Raw genomic sequence first — 15,692 nt, 5'->3', positions numbered from 1 at the left:
TTAACCGGTTCTCGATGGCTTTATAACTAAAAATCAGTTTGTTTAGTGTGCAAAAATACGCTTCTTTTTACAAACGCAAACCAATTTGCTATAGTTCTTCAGCCTGAGCCGCGCCTACTTCGCCAGAAAAATAACTTTCTAATTCGCTTAAAGTTGCTTCAGAAGTTTTAATATCTTTTACCGGTACACCTTTATCTAAAACCACAATTCGTTCACAAACTTCGGTCACGTGAATAAGATCGTGGCTGGAAATTAAGACGGTGGTTTCACGATTTTCGGTAAGATCTTTAATAATCTTTTTTAATCGAATTTGAGTTGTTGGATCTAAATTAGCAAAAGGCTCATCTAAAATCACCACTTTGGGATTTCCAATAAGCGCCGCAACAATTCCCACTTTTTTCTGATTTCCTTTAGAAAGGTCTCGTAAATATTTTCTACGACCAATAATTTCTCCGTGAAAAAAATCTTCAAAATTGGCTAAGAAAGCATCGATATCAGCTTTATTGGCGCCGCGTAAATCCCCTACGAAATAAAAATATTCTTCGGGAGTTAAATAGCCAATAAGGAAGCTTTCATCTATAAAAGAAGCGGTAAAAGGTTTCCAGTCTTCACTCTGGCTTACCGTGATCTCGTTATTAAAAATATTTCCCGTGGTTGGCTGAATTAAATCCAACAATAAACTGAAAAAAGTGGTTTTACCGGCACCATTGTTCCCAACCAGGCCAAAACTTTCTCCTGTTGGAATATCAAGATGATCTATATTTAGAACTTTTGTGCCGCCGTATATTTTACTAAGGTTTGTAGCAGTTATCATATTTATAAATTTTATTCGCCGGTTTGTTTAAAACCATTAATCATCGCGTATTTTCTTTTTTGGTAAACTCCGGCAATGTATTTCATTAAACTAGATCGCAATAGCAGACCCAGCACTCCCAAACCGGAAAGGCCAATTAAACCGGCTTCAAATCCTATGAAATAATCCAGAAGCCAGAAAATTAAAATTGGTAAAAACATTAAGGGTAGACCAACTATCCATTGAGCTGCGCCTGTGCCCTGGTAATTCATAAACGGACTTTTATCCAGGTCTATTCTCTTTTTATTAAAAGAGCCTGAATACAGCAAAATAGGAACATTTACGCCAATATTATATAAAGCGGCCACCATATTTATTAATAAGATATTCCAGCCAAAATAAATATAAGGCGTGCTTAAAATAGCCAGTATTATTACGCTAAAGCTAATTAACATTGCTTTGGAAGACAGGTAGTCTTTCAGGGGGATGTTTTGCGACATAATCATTGGGTAATAAGATGCATCCCACGAGGGCACAAATTGACCAAAATTGATCATAAAAATTCCGGTCATAAAAATACCTACAAAAACGTAAATAGCCATATGCTCGTACATATCGCTGGGATACACAAACAAACCGTAGCACAACAAAAGCAAAGACATATAAATTGTTGTTTTTGGCCTTTTATTTCTCCAAATTAGTTTTAAATCTAATTGAAGGAAAGGCGCAAGGGCTCCAAATTTTTTAGTCCAAACAAAATCTTTTGTATCGGCATCTTTTTGTTTTTCCTTTAAACCGGCATCGAGATAAAACTTGCTTTCCAGGTTAAGTTGGTTCCATTTATAAAAAGCAATTACCAAAATTATAGGTACAATAGCCAGGTAAGGGTTTAAAACCAGGTAATCCATCATTTTACCAAACCAGAAACTTATCTCAAAAACTTCAAAATATTCCAGTGCGCCCAAAATCACTACTAAAAGAATGGCGGGAATTAATGCTTTTAGATTATCGGTAAATTTCTTTTTAATAATAAAATTCAGAAAATTTATGCATTGGGTAATGGCAATCATCGCTACCATCCAACCCAGAATATTCCAGGTTCCATAATCACCTTTATAAATACAAAAAATTCCGAAGGGAATAATTATAAATAATGGCAAAAAGTTAAAAAAGGAATACATAGACTTAAGCAATACAAAATTCACCGCTTTTCGCCGTAGAATTGGCAAATTTAAAAGTGGTTTTATATCTAAAACCGGCAGTGTTTGCAGCATAAACCTAAAACCGAGTTCAAAAACCAGCCATAGTAAAACAAAACGGTTTACCATTTGAAAAGGATCCTGGTCTGGAAAAGTTTCCTGCAGCAAAGGATAAAGACCAATTCCCAAAGCGAGAAATGCGACAGAAAAATATAAAGCCAGGAAAATAAGCAGAACTTTTAATCCAATACTCTTCCCCACACTTGCAGAACGGAAAAAAGATTTCCATTCTAACCATAAAAACCGTTTAAACATAATTTAATAATTTAACCCATTACCGGGATTAAAAATGCTAACCCAAAATGATTAAATACCCGAAATAAACCACCAGTTTAATCAGGTTACGGGCATATTTACCTTACATGTATAGAAATTTAGGTATTTGTTACACTCTTTAATTTCACATACTTTGTATTTTTGCCAAAAATAAATTTTTGATGAGTCAGTTTTTTCCGTTAGAAATAAAAGAAGTTATTAGGGAAACCCCGCAGGCAGTGAGCTTGTCTTTTAATATTCCAGAGAACTTAAAAGAAGAGTTTAAGTTTGACGCGGGCCAATATATTACGATAAAAATAAAATTAGGCGACGAAGAATTAAGACGTGCTTATTCGCTTTGCTCGGCACCAAATTCAGGAGAATTCAAGGTTACCGTGAAAGAAGTTGAAGGCGGTAAATTTTCGGTAATTGCCAATAATAAACTTAATGCCGGCGATGTTTTGGAGGTTCACCCGCCAGAAGGGAAATTTATTTTAAAACCTACCGGTGAAGCTAGAAATTATGCAGCCTTTGCAGCAGGAAGCGGGATTACCCCGGTGCTTTCTATTATAAAAACTGTTTTAGCCGAAGAACCAAAAAGCCGGTTTGTGCTTACTTACGGAAATAAATCTCCAGAAGAAACTATATTTTTCAAGGAATTGCTGGAACTTCAGGCTAAATTCCCCGATAGACTTTTTATTGAATTTGTATATAGTCGTACCCGGGAAGACAATTCACATTTTGGAAGAATTGAAACCAGCACGGTGAATTTTGTGGTGAAAAACAAGTTTAAAGATCACGCCTTTGATGCATTTTACCTCTGTGGACCTGAAGAAATGATTAACCAGGTAAGCGATGTTTTAAAAGAAAACGGGGTTACCGAAGACAAAATTCTTTACGAACTTTTTACTTCTGAAGAAACGGGAGCTATAGAAACCAATGTAGAAGGCCAAACTGAACTTACCATTATGGTAGACGATGAGGAAACCACTTTCTCTATGGATACCAAAGAAACGGTTTTAGACGCCGCCTTAGAGCACGATTTAGACGTCCCTTATTCCTGCCAGGGCGGGATTTGCAGCAGTTGTATTGCCAGGATCGTAGAAGGAAAAGCCGAAATGCGTAAAAATCAAATTTTAACCGATGAAGAGATTGCAGAAGGCTTGATTCTTACCTGCCAGGCGCAACCGCTAACCCCAAAACTAAAGGTAGATTACGACGATGTATAGTTTCTTACCGGGAAAGTTTGAAAAGCTTACCTTGTAGGAACAAAAAATATTTATGCTGAAACTCAAAAATGTCTCCTTTGCCTATGCTGAAGAACCGGTTTTAAAGAATATCGGTTTTACACTGGAAAAAGGAGAAAACCTCTCTGTAATTGGGGAAAGCGGCTGTGGAAAAAGTACGTTACTAAAAATTATTTACGGCCTGCTGCATACCGATGGCAAGATTTTTTGGGGAGAAAAAGAACTTTTAGGCCCTAATTTCAACCTTGTGCCAGGCGAGCCGTTTATAAAATATCTTGCGCAGGATTTTGATTTAATGCTTCCTTTAAGTGTTGCTGATAATATTGGAAAATATCTCAGCAATCAATATCCTCAAAAAAAGAAAAAACGTATTAAAGAGCTGCTGGAAGTTGTGGAAATGACCGAGCTGGCCGATAAAAAAGCGAAACTCTTAAGCGGTGGCCAACAACAGCGCGTAGCTTTGGCAAGAGCACTGGCCAATGAACCCGAATTGCTTTTACTGGACGAACCTTTTAGCCATATAGATCATTTTAGAAAAAATAATTTACGCCGCAGACTTTTTGATTATTTAAAGGAAAACAATATCGCCTGCATTGTTGCCACCCACGATAGTACCGATGCACTTTCTTTTGCCGATAAAACCATTGTTTTAAAAAACACAAAAATTTACGCTGAAAATTCTCCTTCGGAATTATATCAAAATCCGCCCAATAAATATGTGGCTTCCCTTTTTGGTGATGTAAATGAGATAATGCTAAAGGAGCTGACTGAAGATGAAAGCAGCCGAAAAAAAGTAATTCTTTACCCTGAAGAAATTAAACTTACCCAAAAAGCCGGAATTAAAGCCGAAGTAAAAAAATCCTGGTTTAAAGGCGACACCTGGTTAATTGAAGTCCATTTAAACGGGAAAATCATTTATTTTAATCATTCGAAAGCTTTAAAGGAAGGGAAAAAGATAAGTCTAAAAGTTGCCGAAAAATTAATTAAATCAAGGTTGAAGTAGTTTAAGCTTCGCCACAAATACACGAATGTTTTTTGATCTTTTTTCCTTACTCTTTTTTGCTTTACTATCGTCATTACGAGCGACGCAGGAGCGCGGTAATCTTTAGAATGAGAGTTTGAGAGTTTCAGTTGAGCAGATTGCTTCAGTCGTGCCTTCTTCGCAATGACGAAGTATTCTTGGCTAAACATCTCATTCAACACCTCATTTTATAATTTTTAAAACACTTCCAAAATTTCAGCTGTTTTTCCATTAAAAATAATTTCCTCACCTGCTTTTTTATGCAGTAATAATTGCGCAATCGGGGAATTGGCGCCAATGGCAAAATATTCTTCGCCATCTACAATAATACGATCTGCCGGGATCGCAATAAAATAATTGGCCATATTGGTTTTTACCGCAGTTCCTAACTGAGCGGAACCGTTGTTAGTTCTGCTTTTTGCAATATTAATCGTATTTCTAAGATTTTTGAATTGCTGTAGCTGTTCGGCCAGTTTATTCCATTCCAGGTTTATCATTTCCCGACCGGTTTCATATTTATCGCCGGCACTACTTTTGGTTTCGTTTTCCAGATCGCTTTCAAGTCCGGCCATAGCAGCTTCAATACGCTTTATACGTTCTTCCACATAAGCTTCACAGGCTCTATAAAGTTTTTCTTTTATTGAATTCATAAATTATTCTCTTTTTGAAATATGAGAAGTTTGTAGAATCGTCATCCTGAATTTATTTCAGAGCTTGCTCCGATATTTTTTCGGAGATCTAAGCGTTTAATAATCTTCACAAATTAGAATCTGAAACCAGTTCAGATTGACGGTAATTTTTTTACTGATTTACTCTAAACTAAACTTCCCGTAATTCTGCATTTGCCTTACAATCCAGTTTTTTCTTTGATTTATATAATTACTGGCAGGATTTGCCCGGTATTCTCTAGGGTTCGGTAAAACAGCGGCAATAGCAGCAGCTTCGTATACAGAAAGATTTGCAGCCGATTTGTTAAACCAATGCTGCGCGGCTGCTTCTGCGCCGTAAATTCCGCGGCCCATTTCAATACTATTTAGATAAACTTCTAAAATTCTTTCTTTACTCCAAAAAGTTTCGATCAAAAAAGTGAAATATACCTCCAGGCCTTTTCTTAACCAATTTCTCCCCGGCCATAAAAATACATTCTTTGCGGTTTGTTGGGAAATTGTGCTGGCGCCACGTACCCGCTTTCCTTTCTGATTATCTTCAATGGCCTTTTCTATAGCTTCAATATCAAAACCGTTATGTTTTACGAAATTTTGATCTTCACTGGCAATAACGCCAAGTTGCAAATGCCGGGAAATATCTTGTCGTGGCACCCACGAATGCTGAATTTTCTCCTCAGGATTTTCAAAATATCGAATAGCCATTAACGGCGTAAACGGCACCGGAACCCATTTAAACAGCAATACAATAAAAAGCGAAAACAGGATTAAGCCACCCACCAGTTTTAGCAGAAATTTGAATATTTTTTTAATCATTTTATCAATTCTGAAAGTTCTTTCCCTACTAAACTACCAATAGCAACACCCATTCCCCCAAGGCGAACTCCGCAATAAACATTATCTGAAATTTGTTTAACGACCGGGTTTTTCTGCTTTCCAACGCCCATAATTCCGCTCCAGCGCTGGTCAATTTCAAAGGAAGTTTCCGGTAAAACGGTAGTTTTAAGCAATTCTTCCAGTTTCTGCTGAATAATTTCGGTTTGAGCGATTTCAGTGGTTTCTTCGGCTTTAAAATCCAGGTTTCTGCCACCACCAAAAAGAATGCGATCGTCAATATTCCTAAAATAATAATAGCCCTTATCTAAATGAAATGTGCCTTTGATCTCGAGATTTTTAATCGGTTTGGTGATCAACACCTGGGCGCGGGCGGGTTTTACCTGAGAAATTCCCAATTTTTCCGAAAAACCATTAGTAGCGATCAATAATTTATTTGCTGAAAAATCTAATTTATCGGTTTTAATCTTTACTGAGTCCCTTGTTTCTACAAATCCTTCAACTGTAATATTATTCAGGATTTTGATGCCAGCTTTTTGAACTTTATATAGTAAAGTTTCCATCATCTTGCCGGTATTTAACTGCCCTTCAAATTGATTAAAAATGAGTTTTTTGTGAATATTCTTAAAGTCAAAACTGTCTTTTTGAACACTAAAAACAGCGTCTCCAAATGTTGGTTTCAGCATTTTATTAAGCTGTGGTAAAGCCGCCCTACATTTTTCAAAAAGAGCTATATCCTGACTGGTAAAAAGTTCATAACCGCCATATTCTTTATAACGAATATTTTGATCTCCAAGATTCTTCCGAAGCAATTTTAAACCTTTTAAGCGTTTTTGCACTAATTGTAGCACTTCCTCTTCAGAATGTGAATTTAGATCGTCAAGAATCTCTGAAACACTTCCGAAACAGGCAAAACCGGCATTTTTTGTACTCGCGCCATTCGGTAGAATTCCGCGCTCCAAAATTAGAATTTTAGATTTTGGAAATCGTTCTTTTAAGCTTAGCGCACAATTTAAACCGGTGATTCCGCTGCCTATAATACAAAAATCTATATTTGAAAACCAGGTTTTGGTTTCCCAGTAAGAAAGGTTCATTGAAAGGATAATTTTCAATGAAAATACGAAATTAAAAAAGAGGCTGTTTGGTAAATTCTAATCAATCTAATTTGCGTTCGAAATATATTTAGATTTACAACTTGTTAGATTCTGAAATAATCCCGAAGCTTCGGGACAGAATGACGCCATAAGTCTTACAATAAAAAAGACCTCACAGGTTTTTGAAACCTGTGAGGTCTAATATTTAGATTTCTCCACGGAAAAACTAATCTTCCGCTTCCAATGGTTTCATTTTAAAATCTTCCATAAACTTGGTGGTGTAGTTCCCTTCAATATAATCGGGGTGATCCATAAGTTGCCTATGGAATGGAATAGTTGTTTTTACACCTTCTATCACAAACTCGTCTAATGCACGTTTCATTTTATTGATCGCTTCTTCCCTGGTTTGAGCAGTAGTGATCAATTTGGCGATCATAGAATCGTAGTTTGGCGGTATAATATAGCCGCTGTAAACGTGGGTATCTATTCGTACTCCGTGACCGCCGGGAGCGTGCAAATTCGTGATTTTTCCCGGTGAAGGTCTGAAACCGTTAAAAGGATCTTCAGCATTAATTCGGCATTCTATAGAGTGTAATTGTGGGAAATAATTCTTTCCAGAAATTGGCACTCCTGCCGCTACAAGAATTTGCTCTCTAATAAGATCGTAGTCTATTACCTGCTCGGTAATTGGGTGTTCTACCTGGATACGGGTATTCATCTCCATAAAGTAGAAGTTTCGGTGTTTATCTACCAAAAATTCTACGGTACCGGCACCTTCATACTTAATATATTCGGCAGCTTTTACTGCGGCTTCTCCCATTTTCTTCCGAAGGCTATCGGTCATAAAAGGAGATGGAGTTTCTTCGGTTAATTTTTGGTGACGGCGTTGTACCGAGCAATCCCTTTCTGAAAGGTGACAGGCTTTACCCGTGCTGTCTCCTACAATTTGAATTTCAATATGGCGAGGCTCTTCAATAAGCTTTTCCATATACATCCCGTCGTTTCCAAAAGCAGCGCCTGCTTCTTGGCGGGCAGAATCCCAGGCATCTTCAAGATTTTCTTCTTTCCAAACGGCTCGCATTCCTTTACCACCACCACCGGCGGTAGCTTTTAACATTACAGGGAAGCCTATTTCTTTCGCAAGTTTTTGGCATTCCTTAAAATCTTTCATCACCCCTTCTGATCCTGGAACACAAGGAACTCCCGCAGCTCTCATAGTGGCTTTTGCGGTAGCTTTATCTCCCATTTTCGCGATCATATCTGGTGAGGCACCGATAAATTTAATATCGTGTTCTTCACAGATTTTTGAGAATTTGGCATTTTCTGAAAGAAAACCGTAGCCGGGATGAATTGCATCTGCATTGGTAATTTCTGCAGCCGCAATAATATTTGAAATTTTTAAATAAGATAAATTACTGGGCGGCGGACCAATACATACGGCCTCGTCGGCAAACCTTACGTGAAGACTTTCAGCATCGGCAGTAGAATAAACCGCAACGGTGCTAATTCCCATTTCTTTACAGGTGCGAAGTATGCGCAATGCGATCTCGCCCCTGTTTGCAATCAATATTTTTTTAAACATACCTATTGTTTTTTTGGCCCGGGAAAAATTTCCCTTAAGCTAAATGGGCAGTAATTTATGATGGATCTACTAAAAATAATGGTTGGTCGAACTCTACAGGAGAAGAATCGTCTACCAATACTTTTACTATTTTCCCTGAAACTTCGCTTTCAATTTCATTGAAAAGTTTCATAGCCTCAATTACACAAAGCACATCACCTTCTTTAATTGAATCTCCTACTTCTACAAAAGTTGGCTTATCTGGAGAAGGTTTACGGTAGAATGTTCCAATTATAGGAGATTTTACGGTAATATAATTTGAATCTTCTCCTGCGGGTGCTTTTTGCTCTTCTTTACTCTGGGAATCACTTTCCTGAGAAGGAGCAGGTGCCTGTTGTTGAGGTTGCTGTTGAGGCTGTGGCTGTGCAGGCATTTGCTGCATTTGGCCGCCCATTGGCACATGTTGAACAATAGTTTCTTTCTCGTCTGAGCCTGTTTTAATGGTGATCTTTACATCGCCCGTTTCCAGTTTTACCTCGCTGGCACCAGATTTGGCCACAAACTTGATTAAATTCTGAATTTCTTTTAAATCCATAATAATAGGGTGTTGGTTTTTTTAAGAATTATATGCCCATTTTAAATAGGTCGCCCCCCAGGTGAAGCCGCCCCCAAATGAAGCAAAAACTAAATTATCTCCTTTTTTAAATTGCTTTTCGAAATCACTAAGCAATAAAGGCAAAGTAGCCGATGTAGTGTTTCCGTAGCGCTCAATATTCATAAGCACTTTTTTATCTTCAAGTCCCATACGGCTAGCCGTTGCTCCTACAATTCGTTTATTTGCCTGGTGCGCCACAAGCCAATCTACATCTTCATTGGTTAATTTATTGCGTTCCATAATATTAGCACTAACTTCTGCCATATTAGAAACTGCAAATTTAAAAACCGTTTTACCATCCTGTCTCACATAATGTAATTTATTGGCTACAGTCTCTGCCGATGGTGGCATTAAAGAGCCTCCAGCTTCAATTCTAAGGGAGTCTCTTCCAATAGAATCGCTTCTAAGAATTTCATCCTGCAAGCCAAAACCTTCTTCATTCGGTTCCATAAGTACTGCACCGGCGCCATCTCCAAAGATAATACACGTAGTTCTATCGGTATAATCAATAATAGAAGACATTTTATCGGCTCCAATTACCAATACTTTTTTATACCTCCCAGATTCTATATATGCTGATCCTGTAGACATAGCATATAAAAATCCTGAACATGCGGCTTGAAGATCGTAGGCAAAAGCATTTATAGCACCTATTTGGGTGGCAACGTGAACTGCGGTAGCAGCTACAGGTAGATCTGGGGTTACAGAAGCAAGAATAACAAGGTCTATCTCTTTTGGATCGAGATTAGATTTTTCTAATAAATCTTTAGCTGCTTCTATTCCTAAGTATGAAGTTCCTTTATTAGGGTCTTTAAGTATTCGGCGTTCTCGTATTCCGGTTCGGCTGAAGATCCATTCATCATTGGTCTCAACCATTTCTTCCAACATTTTGTTGGTTAACACATCTTCGGGCACATAGGCACCCACAGCGGTAATTGCTGCTGTGATTTTATTCATAGATTTGACTTTTAACCCCATTTACGTTCTAAAAAAACGTAAAAACTTAAAAAGAAAAGTACTAATTTTTCTTTGAACGGGGGTGCAAATTAAGGTCTTTTTAGCACTTATTCAACTTCAAACAAAAAACTCTCACGTGGGTGAGAGTTTTTATAAAAAGTTAAAGCTCTATGTTAAATTAAGCTTCTATTTCTTCGGTATTGTCAATTAATACCTGGCCTCGGTAATATAGTTTACCTTCATGCCAGTGCGCTCTGTGGTACAAATGCGCCTCTCCTGTTGTAGGATCTGTAGCTATTTTAGGTACCGAAGCTTTATAATGTGTCCTTCTTTTATCTCTTCTGGTTTTCGAGATTTTTCTCTTTGGATGTGCCATGGCTTGCTGTTATTTATCGTTTAATAAGTTTTTTAATTTATCCCAGCGAGGATCTATTTCATCCTCATCATTTTTATTCTCGTTATTATTAATACTTAATTCTTCAAGTTTATCAAGTACGTCAGATTCTAAAGTACCGTCTTCTACCCCGGGATGCACCCTTTTTAATGGTATGGACAAAACTATAAGTTCGTAAATATATTGCTGAATATTTACTTCAAATTCACCGTGTGGCAAAATAAGTAAATCTTCATTTTCGTCGTTAAATTCTTCCCCAAACTTAATTACCAAAAACAAACTGCCGTCTATAGGCTGATTGTATGGCTCGTTTGTAAGGTCACAATTTACGTTTACAGCACCCGAAGCTTTAAAAGTAAGCTCCATCATTGTTGTTTTCTTCTCTAACAACAAATCAACTTTAACATTGGCACTATTTAAATCGTCGTACTCAAAATGCTCAAAGAACTCATTATCAATATCGTATTCAAACTGGTGTTTTCCCAGCTTTAATCCCACAAAAGGAATTGTATACGCTGCTAATTTCCTCATCTCATCGTCAATTTCTTGCCCGGGCCGCTTCGGCTTAGGCGGGTGCAAATATATAAAAATTAATAAATTAGAGCGCTGTTATAAACAAATTTTTGTTTATAACTTTCTACCCTGTTTCTTTAAAGGGTTTTTGGTGAGTTCCTTATATTCTTCACGGCATTTATGAATTTCTATTGCTCGAAAAACAGCTTCTTTAAAAGAATTAATATTAGCCGAATTTGTTCCGGCTATTTCAAAAGCGGTACCGTGATCTGGCGAGGTTCTCACCTTACTTAAACCGGCGGTAAAATTCACCCCATTTCCAAAAGAAAGCGTTTTAAACGGAATTAAACCCTGGTCGTGATAAGAAGCCACCACTGCATCAAAATTTACGTAATTTTTTGAACCGAAAAAACTATCGGCTGAAAATGGGCCAAAAACCAAATCACCTTTATCACGTAATTTCTGAAGGGTAGGCTTTAAGATTTCTTCATCTTCTTTACCAATAACTCCATTATCTCCGCTATGCGGATTTATTCCTAAAACAGCAATTTTTGGTTTTTGCACCCTAAAATCCTGTTTTAAGGTTTCCTGAATTATGTTTAGTTTCTTTTCAATTAACTCTGGGGTAATTGTATTGGCAATATCTTTTAGGGCTACGTGATCTGTAAGTAAACCAATTTTCAAGGTGTCGGTAATCATAAACATAAGACTCTCCCCTTCAAGTTCCTTAGCTAAATAATCTGTATGGCCGGGAAAATTAAAATCAGCCGACTGAATACTGTGTTTATTGATAGGTGCCGTAACTAACACATCAATTTCATTTTCCTTAAGCGCTTTTGTTGCAGCCTGAAGTGATTTAAAAGCATATTCACCAATTTTAGGATCTTCTTCGCCAAAATTGATATTTATCCCTTCTTTCCAAACATTTACCACATTAATTTTTCCGTCTATAGCTTTTGAAGCCTCATCTATTCCCTGGTAGTTAAGGGAAAGATTAAAATGTTTCTTTAAAAAAGTGAGTACTTTGGTAGAAGCAAAGATTACCGGGGTACAGAAGTCTAACATCCGGGAATCATCAAAGGTTTTAAGCATTATTTCACTTCCAATTCCATTTAAATCTCCTATGCTTATTCCTAATTTCACCTTTTCTGCTTGCTTCATCTGCTTATAATTATTGGGAATATTTCTTGCTAATAAATTACCATTTTCAATCCAAAATTAAATCTGGATTTGTTCTGGGCTAATTCATTAAACTTCCCGTGTTTATTTATATTTTTACATCACAAATGTAAGAATAATCCAAAGATATGTTTACCGGAATTATTGAAGAAGTAGGAGAAGTTAGCCGTATAGAAACCGAAGGGGGAAATATGCATTTTCGCATTAAAGCAGCAATGACGCCCGAATTAAAAATAGACCAAAGTGTAGCGCATAACGGCGTTTGCTTAACCGTGGTATCTATTACAGATAATGAATTTACGGTAACTGCAGTGGCCGAAACACTGGAAAAAACGAATTTAAAGAATTTGGCTGAAGGCGCACCGGTAAACCTGGAACGTGGAATGAAGTTAGGTGACCGCTTAGACGGCCATATAGTACAGGGACACGTTGATCAAACCGCGATTTGCAAAAAAGCAGAAGAAAAAGACGGTAGTTGGGAATTTACTTTTGAATACGACCCAAATTTGCAAAATATTACGATTGAAAAAGGATCTATAACGGTAAATGGCGTGAGTTTAACTGTTGTAAATTCTAAGAAAAATGAATTTAGCGTGGCGATAATTCCTTATACGTACCAGCATACTACATTTAAAAACCTAACGGAAGGAGCTAGAGTTAACCTGGAGTTTGATGTTATTGGGAAATACGTTAAACGATTGCAGGATTTAAAGTAATTATTTCCTGTTTTTAATATGATGAATTCCAAGTGCTAACCCGGCAGCGATTAATGCAGAAATTCCAAAATCTATTGGGAGGCCCGGTGGCACAACTGGCCCTCCGCCATCATCCAGCATCTGAGGTTCCGGCATACTATGGGTCATTTGAGCCGATATTTCTCCCGACCCAAACATCAAAAAAAATATAAAAATAATTAAATATTTCTCCTTCATAATTCGTGCGTAATGTACTACATTAATAATATTCGCCAAAAATCTTTATGGGGGAGCAGATATCGTAAAAATCTGTAAGTTGGTTTTGTATGGGATATACATCATATAAAAATAATACAAATTTGCCATTCTTTAACTATTCCTAGAAATTAATCTGATTTTTCCTATTCGATTTTTACTCCAGGGCAAGTTATTTAACCTAGATTTTAATCCTTTTATCCCTGTATCCACTTTTCAACCTTTTCGAACAATTGTTTTTTCTGAAAAGGTTTGGCTAGATAATCATCCATACCAACCTCAGCACATTTTTGTCTTTCAGTAGCCATAAAGTTAGCTGTTAATGCTACAATAGGCGTTTTTAACCCCATTTCTTTTCTTAGAAATTTCGTAGTGTCATACCCATTTTTGACCGGCATTTGTACATCCATAAAAATCAGGTCATAAGTGCTTTTCCTCAAAAACGAAAGGGCTACTTCTCCATTAGAAGCAATATCTACTTCAAGACCTTTTCCTTTTAAAAGGGCCTTTACCAATCGCTGATTTAGTTCGCTATCTTCACAAATTAAGATTCTTCCTGAATACTTTTCTTCAAAATTATCTTTCGCATCTTCAACAAGCTGTTTTTTCTGAGTGGCTTTTTCAAAAGGAATTTCAACAATAAAATTGGTTCCTTTTCCTGGTTCACTCTTTACTTTAATTGTTCCTCCCTGTTTTTCTATAAGTTGCCTGGAAATATTAAGGCCTAAACCTGTACCTCCATACTTTTGAGATGTATTTGTATCTGCTTGCATAAAACGCTGAAAAACAGCATCTAATTTATTCTCCGGAATCCCAATCCCGGAATCTGAAACTTTAAATTTCAATATAATTTTACCAGCAGTTTCTTTGGTCACACTCAAAAATAATTTTACGCTTCCTTCTGAAGTAAATTTTATGGCATTGCCCAAAAGATTAATAAGTATTTGCGAAAGCCTGTTTTTATCTCCCACTAATAAAGCAGGAACATTAGATTCAATATGCGGTTCAAACCCAATTTTCTTTTGGTGCGCCTTCAAATGTAAAATTGAAAACACTCTATTTACGGCATCCCTAATATCAAAAACATCTTTATCTATTTGTAATAGGCCTGCATCCATTTTTGAAAGATCCAGGATATCATTTACAATAAATAGCAAGGAATCTCCTGCGATTTTTACCGCTTTTAAATAATTGGTTTTATGAGCGTCTTTTTCATTCTCCAGTAAAAGATCGGTAAATCCTAAAACTGCGTGAATTGGTGTTCTAATTTCATGACTAACATTTGCAATAAAGTTATCTTTCTGTTCATTGAGGCTTTCGGCCATTTCTTTGGCCTTTTCCAAAGAAATTCCTGCTTCAATTTCTTTAGTAATATCCTGTGAAATCTTTACCACTTTTATCACATTCCCATCCAGGTCCTGAATTGGATTATAAGACGCCTGTAAATAAAATTCAGATCCATCTTTATGGATTCTACGTACACGACCCGTTTTATATTCACATTTTCTTAAAGAATCCCATAGTTGCTTATTTTCAGCATAATCGGCCGGAGTAATAAACATATGATGATGACTCCCTAACAGTTCCTTTTCAGTATATCCTGAAATTTCTTCAAAATTTCGGTTTATAGAAATTATCCTTCCATCTGGTTTAAATTCTACAACTCCACTGGAGTTTTTAATCGCCTGCATTAAGGATCTATTCTCGCTTTCTTTGAGTTCGAGCTTCTTTTCTGTGCGTGCGATTCGTTTTTTGAGAATACTATTTAATTCCTTCCCAAGACTTTTATTCTTTTTCCTGGCTTCTATGAGGTGCATTGCCTGGTTGGTAAGTAATTTCAGAGCTTGTCTTTGCTGGGCATCAAGCGTTCTTGGTTTGCCATCTACAACGCAAACCGTCCCAATATTATGGCCATTTTCAGCCTTTAAAGGCATCCCGGCATAAAACCGAATTCCATTTTCTGAAGTAACGTGAGGATTGTCTTTTACCCTTTCATCTAAACGAGCATCAGAAATTTCAACCAGTTCATCCTGCTTAACAGTATATTGGCAGAATGTTTCTTCTAACGGTGTTTCACTACCATCAAGACCTACCTTGGCTTTATACCATTGTCTTTTATCGTCTATCATCGCAATAAAAGCAATGGGAACATCGCAAATTAAGGCAATAAGCTGTGCAAGCTCATTAAAATCTTTTTCGTAGGGTGTATCAAGAATATTATAGGAGAGCAGGGTTTTAAGCCTTTCTATTTCGTTATTTTCTTCAATTTTAGTGTTAATCATAGGGGGCATTATGGAGGGCTAAGGTATTAAAAA

At 36.9% G+C, this 15,692-nt stretch carries 16 protein-coding genes; 3 read left to right on the top strand and 13 right to left on the bottom strand.

The features are described 5' to 3' along the window. Nucleotides 1–88: 88 nt before the first annotated feature. Together J0871_RS04635 and J0871_RS04630 are read right to left on the bottom strand one after the other, a co-directional pair. On the bottom strand, nucleotides 89–814 hold the full coding sequence (locus tag J0871_RS04635) for an ABC transporter ATP-binding protein (RefSeq protein ID WP_208223808.1): 726 nt from the start codon (nucleotides 812–814) through the stop codon (nucleotides 89–91). 11 nt (nucleotides 815–825) lie between these two features. Continuing rightward, complete coding sequence (locus tag J0871_RS04630; protein WP_208223806.1) at nucleotides 826–2,307, bottom strand: DUF5687 family protein; 1,482 nt, start codon at nucleotides 2,305–2,307, stop codon at nucleotides 826–828. 182 nt (nucleotides 2,308–2,489) lie between these two features. On the opposite strand from J0871_RS04630, the gene J0871_RS04625 reads away from it, so the two are divergent. Next, on the top strand, nucleotides 2,490–3,536 hold the full coding sequence (locus tag J0871_RS04625) for a ferredoxin--NADP reductase (RefSeq protein WP_208223805.1): 1,047 nt from the start codon (nucleotides 2,490–2,492) through the stop codon (nucleotides 3,534–3,536). 52 nt (nucleotides 3,537–3,588) lie between these two features. After that, nucleotides 3,589–4,557 carry an ABC transporter ATP-binding protein gene (locus J0871_RS04620; RefSeq protein WP_208223804.1) on the top strand — a complete coding sequence of 323 codons (969 nt, stop codon included), beginning with the start codon at nucleotides 3,589–3,591 and terminating at the stop codon, nucleotides 4,555–4,557. Nucleotides 4,558–4,772: 215 nt separating this feature from the next. Here the strand turns inward: J0871_RS04620 and J0871_RS04615 are convergent, their stop codons facing one another. The 9 genes from J0871_RS04615 to pdxA all read right to left on the bottom strand — a co-directional run bounded on the left by J0871_RS04615 (nucleotide 4,773) and on the right by pdxA (nucleotide 12,409). Beyond that, nucleotides 4,773–5,225 (bottom strand): transcription elongation factor, encoded by a 453-nt coding sequence (locus J0871_RS04615; protein ID WP_208223803.1) that lies wholly within the window; start codon nucleotides 5,223–5,225, stop codon nucleotides 4,773–4,775. Nucleotides 5,226–5,384: 159 nt separating this feature from the next. After that, nucleotides 5,385–6,056: a monofunctional biosynthetic peptidoglycan transglycosylase gene (mtgA, locus tag J0871_RS04610; RefSeq protein ID WP_208223802.1), complete on the bottom strand. Its 672-nt coding sequence runs from the start codon at nucleotides 6,054–6,056 to the stop codon at nucleotides 5,385–5,387. Further along, nucleotides 6,053–7,168: an FAD-dependent oxidoreductase gene (locus J0871_RS04605; protein WP_208223801.1), complete on the bottom strand. Its 1,116-nt coding sequence runs from the start codon at nucleotides 7,166–7,168 to the stop codon at nucleotides 6,053–6,055. The genes mtgA and J0871_RS04605 overlap by 4 nt, the downstream gene beginning before the upstream one ends. Nucleotides 7,169–7,394: 226 nt before the next feature. Further along, nucleotides 7,395–8,750 (bottom strand): acetyl-CoA carboxylase biotin carboxylase subunit, encoded by a 1,356-nt coding sequence (gene accC / locus J0871_RS04600; protein ID WP_208223800.1) that lies wholly within the window; start codon nucleotides 8,748–8,750, stop codon nucleotides 7,395–7,397. 55 nt (nucleotides 8,751–8,805) lie between these two features. Then, nucleotides 8,806–9,324: an acetyl-CoA carboxylase biotin carboxyl carrier protein gene (gene accB / locus J0871_RS04595; RefSeq protein WP_075325454.1), complete on the bottom strand. Its 519-nt coding sequence runs from the start codon at nucleotides 9,322–9,324 to the stop codon at nucleotides 8,806–8,808. 21 nt (nucleotides 9,325–9,345) lie between these two features. Next, entirely contained in the window at nucleotides 9,346–10,341 is a 996-nt protein-coding gene (locus J0871_RS04590; protein ID WP_208223798.1) for a beta-ketoacyl-ACP synthase III, read from the bottom strand. 178 nt (nucleotides 10,342–10,519) lie between these two features. Further along, nucleotides 10,520–10,717 carry a 50S ribosomal protein L32 gene (gene rpmF, locus J0871_RS04585; RefSeq protein WP_037318365.1) on the bottom strand — a complete coding sequence of 66 codons (198 nt, stop codon included), beginning with the start codon at nucleotides 10,715–10,717 and terminating at the stop codon, nucleotides 10,520–10,522. Between the two features lie 9 nt (nucleotides 10,718–10,726). Continuing rightward, nucleotides 10,727–11,266 (bottom strand): DUF177 domain-containing protein, encoded by a 540-nt coding sequence (locus J0871_RS04580; RefSeq protein ID WP_075327882.1) that lies wholly within the window; start codon nucleotides 11,264–11,266, stop codon nucleotides 10,727–10,729. A gap of 96 nt (nucleotides 11,267–11,362) precedes the next feature. After that, on the bottom strand, nucleotides 11,363–12,409 hold the full coding sequence (pdxA, locus tag J0871_RS04575) for a 4-hydroxythreonine-4-phosphate dehydrogenase PdxA (protein ID WP_208223796.1): 1,047 nt from the start codon (nucleotides 12,407–12,409) through the stop codon (nucleotides 11,363–11,365). A 146-nt stretch (nucleotides 12,410–12,555) separates the two neighbouring features. On the opposite strand from pdxA, the gene J0871_RS04570 reads away from it, so the two are divergent. Next, nucleotides 12,556–13,143 (top strand): riboflavin synthase, encoded by a 588-nt coding sequence (locus tag J0871_RS04570; protein ID WP_208223795.1) that lies wholly within the window; start codon nucleotides 12,556–12,558, stop codon nucleotides 13,141–13,143. On the opposite strand, the gene J0871_RS17365 is transcribed toward J0871_RS04570, so the two are convergent. Both J0871_RS17365 and J0871_RS04565 read right to left on the bottom strand, forming a co-directional pair. Next, nucleotides 13,144–13,278, bottom strand: a complete 135-nt coding sequence (locus J0871_RS17365; RefSeq protein ID WP_262897378.1) for a hypothetical protein — start codon at nucleotides 13,276–13,278, stop codon at nucleotides 13,144–13,146. A 296-nt stretch (nucleotides 13,279–13,574) separates the two neighbouring features. Beyond that, nucleotides 13,575–15,659 carry an ATP-binding protein gene (locus J0871_RS04565; protein ID WP_208223793.1) on the bottom strand — a complete coding sequence of 695 codons (2,085 nt, stop codon included), beginning with the start codon at nucleotides 15,657–15,659 and terminating at the stop codon, nucleotides 13,575–13,577. Nucleotides 15,660–15,692: the final 33 nt, after the last annotated feature.

It is taken from the genome of Salegentibacter sp. BDJ18, from assembly GCF_017579965.1.
In the GTDB taxonomy this organism is placed as follows: Bacteria; Bacteroidota; Bacteroidia; order Flavobacteriales; family Flavobacteriaceae; genus Salegentibacter.
Note: the sequence above shows the minus strand (reverse complement) of the source record. Positions and strands in the feature narration are given on the sequence as shown.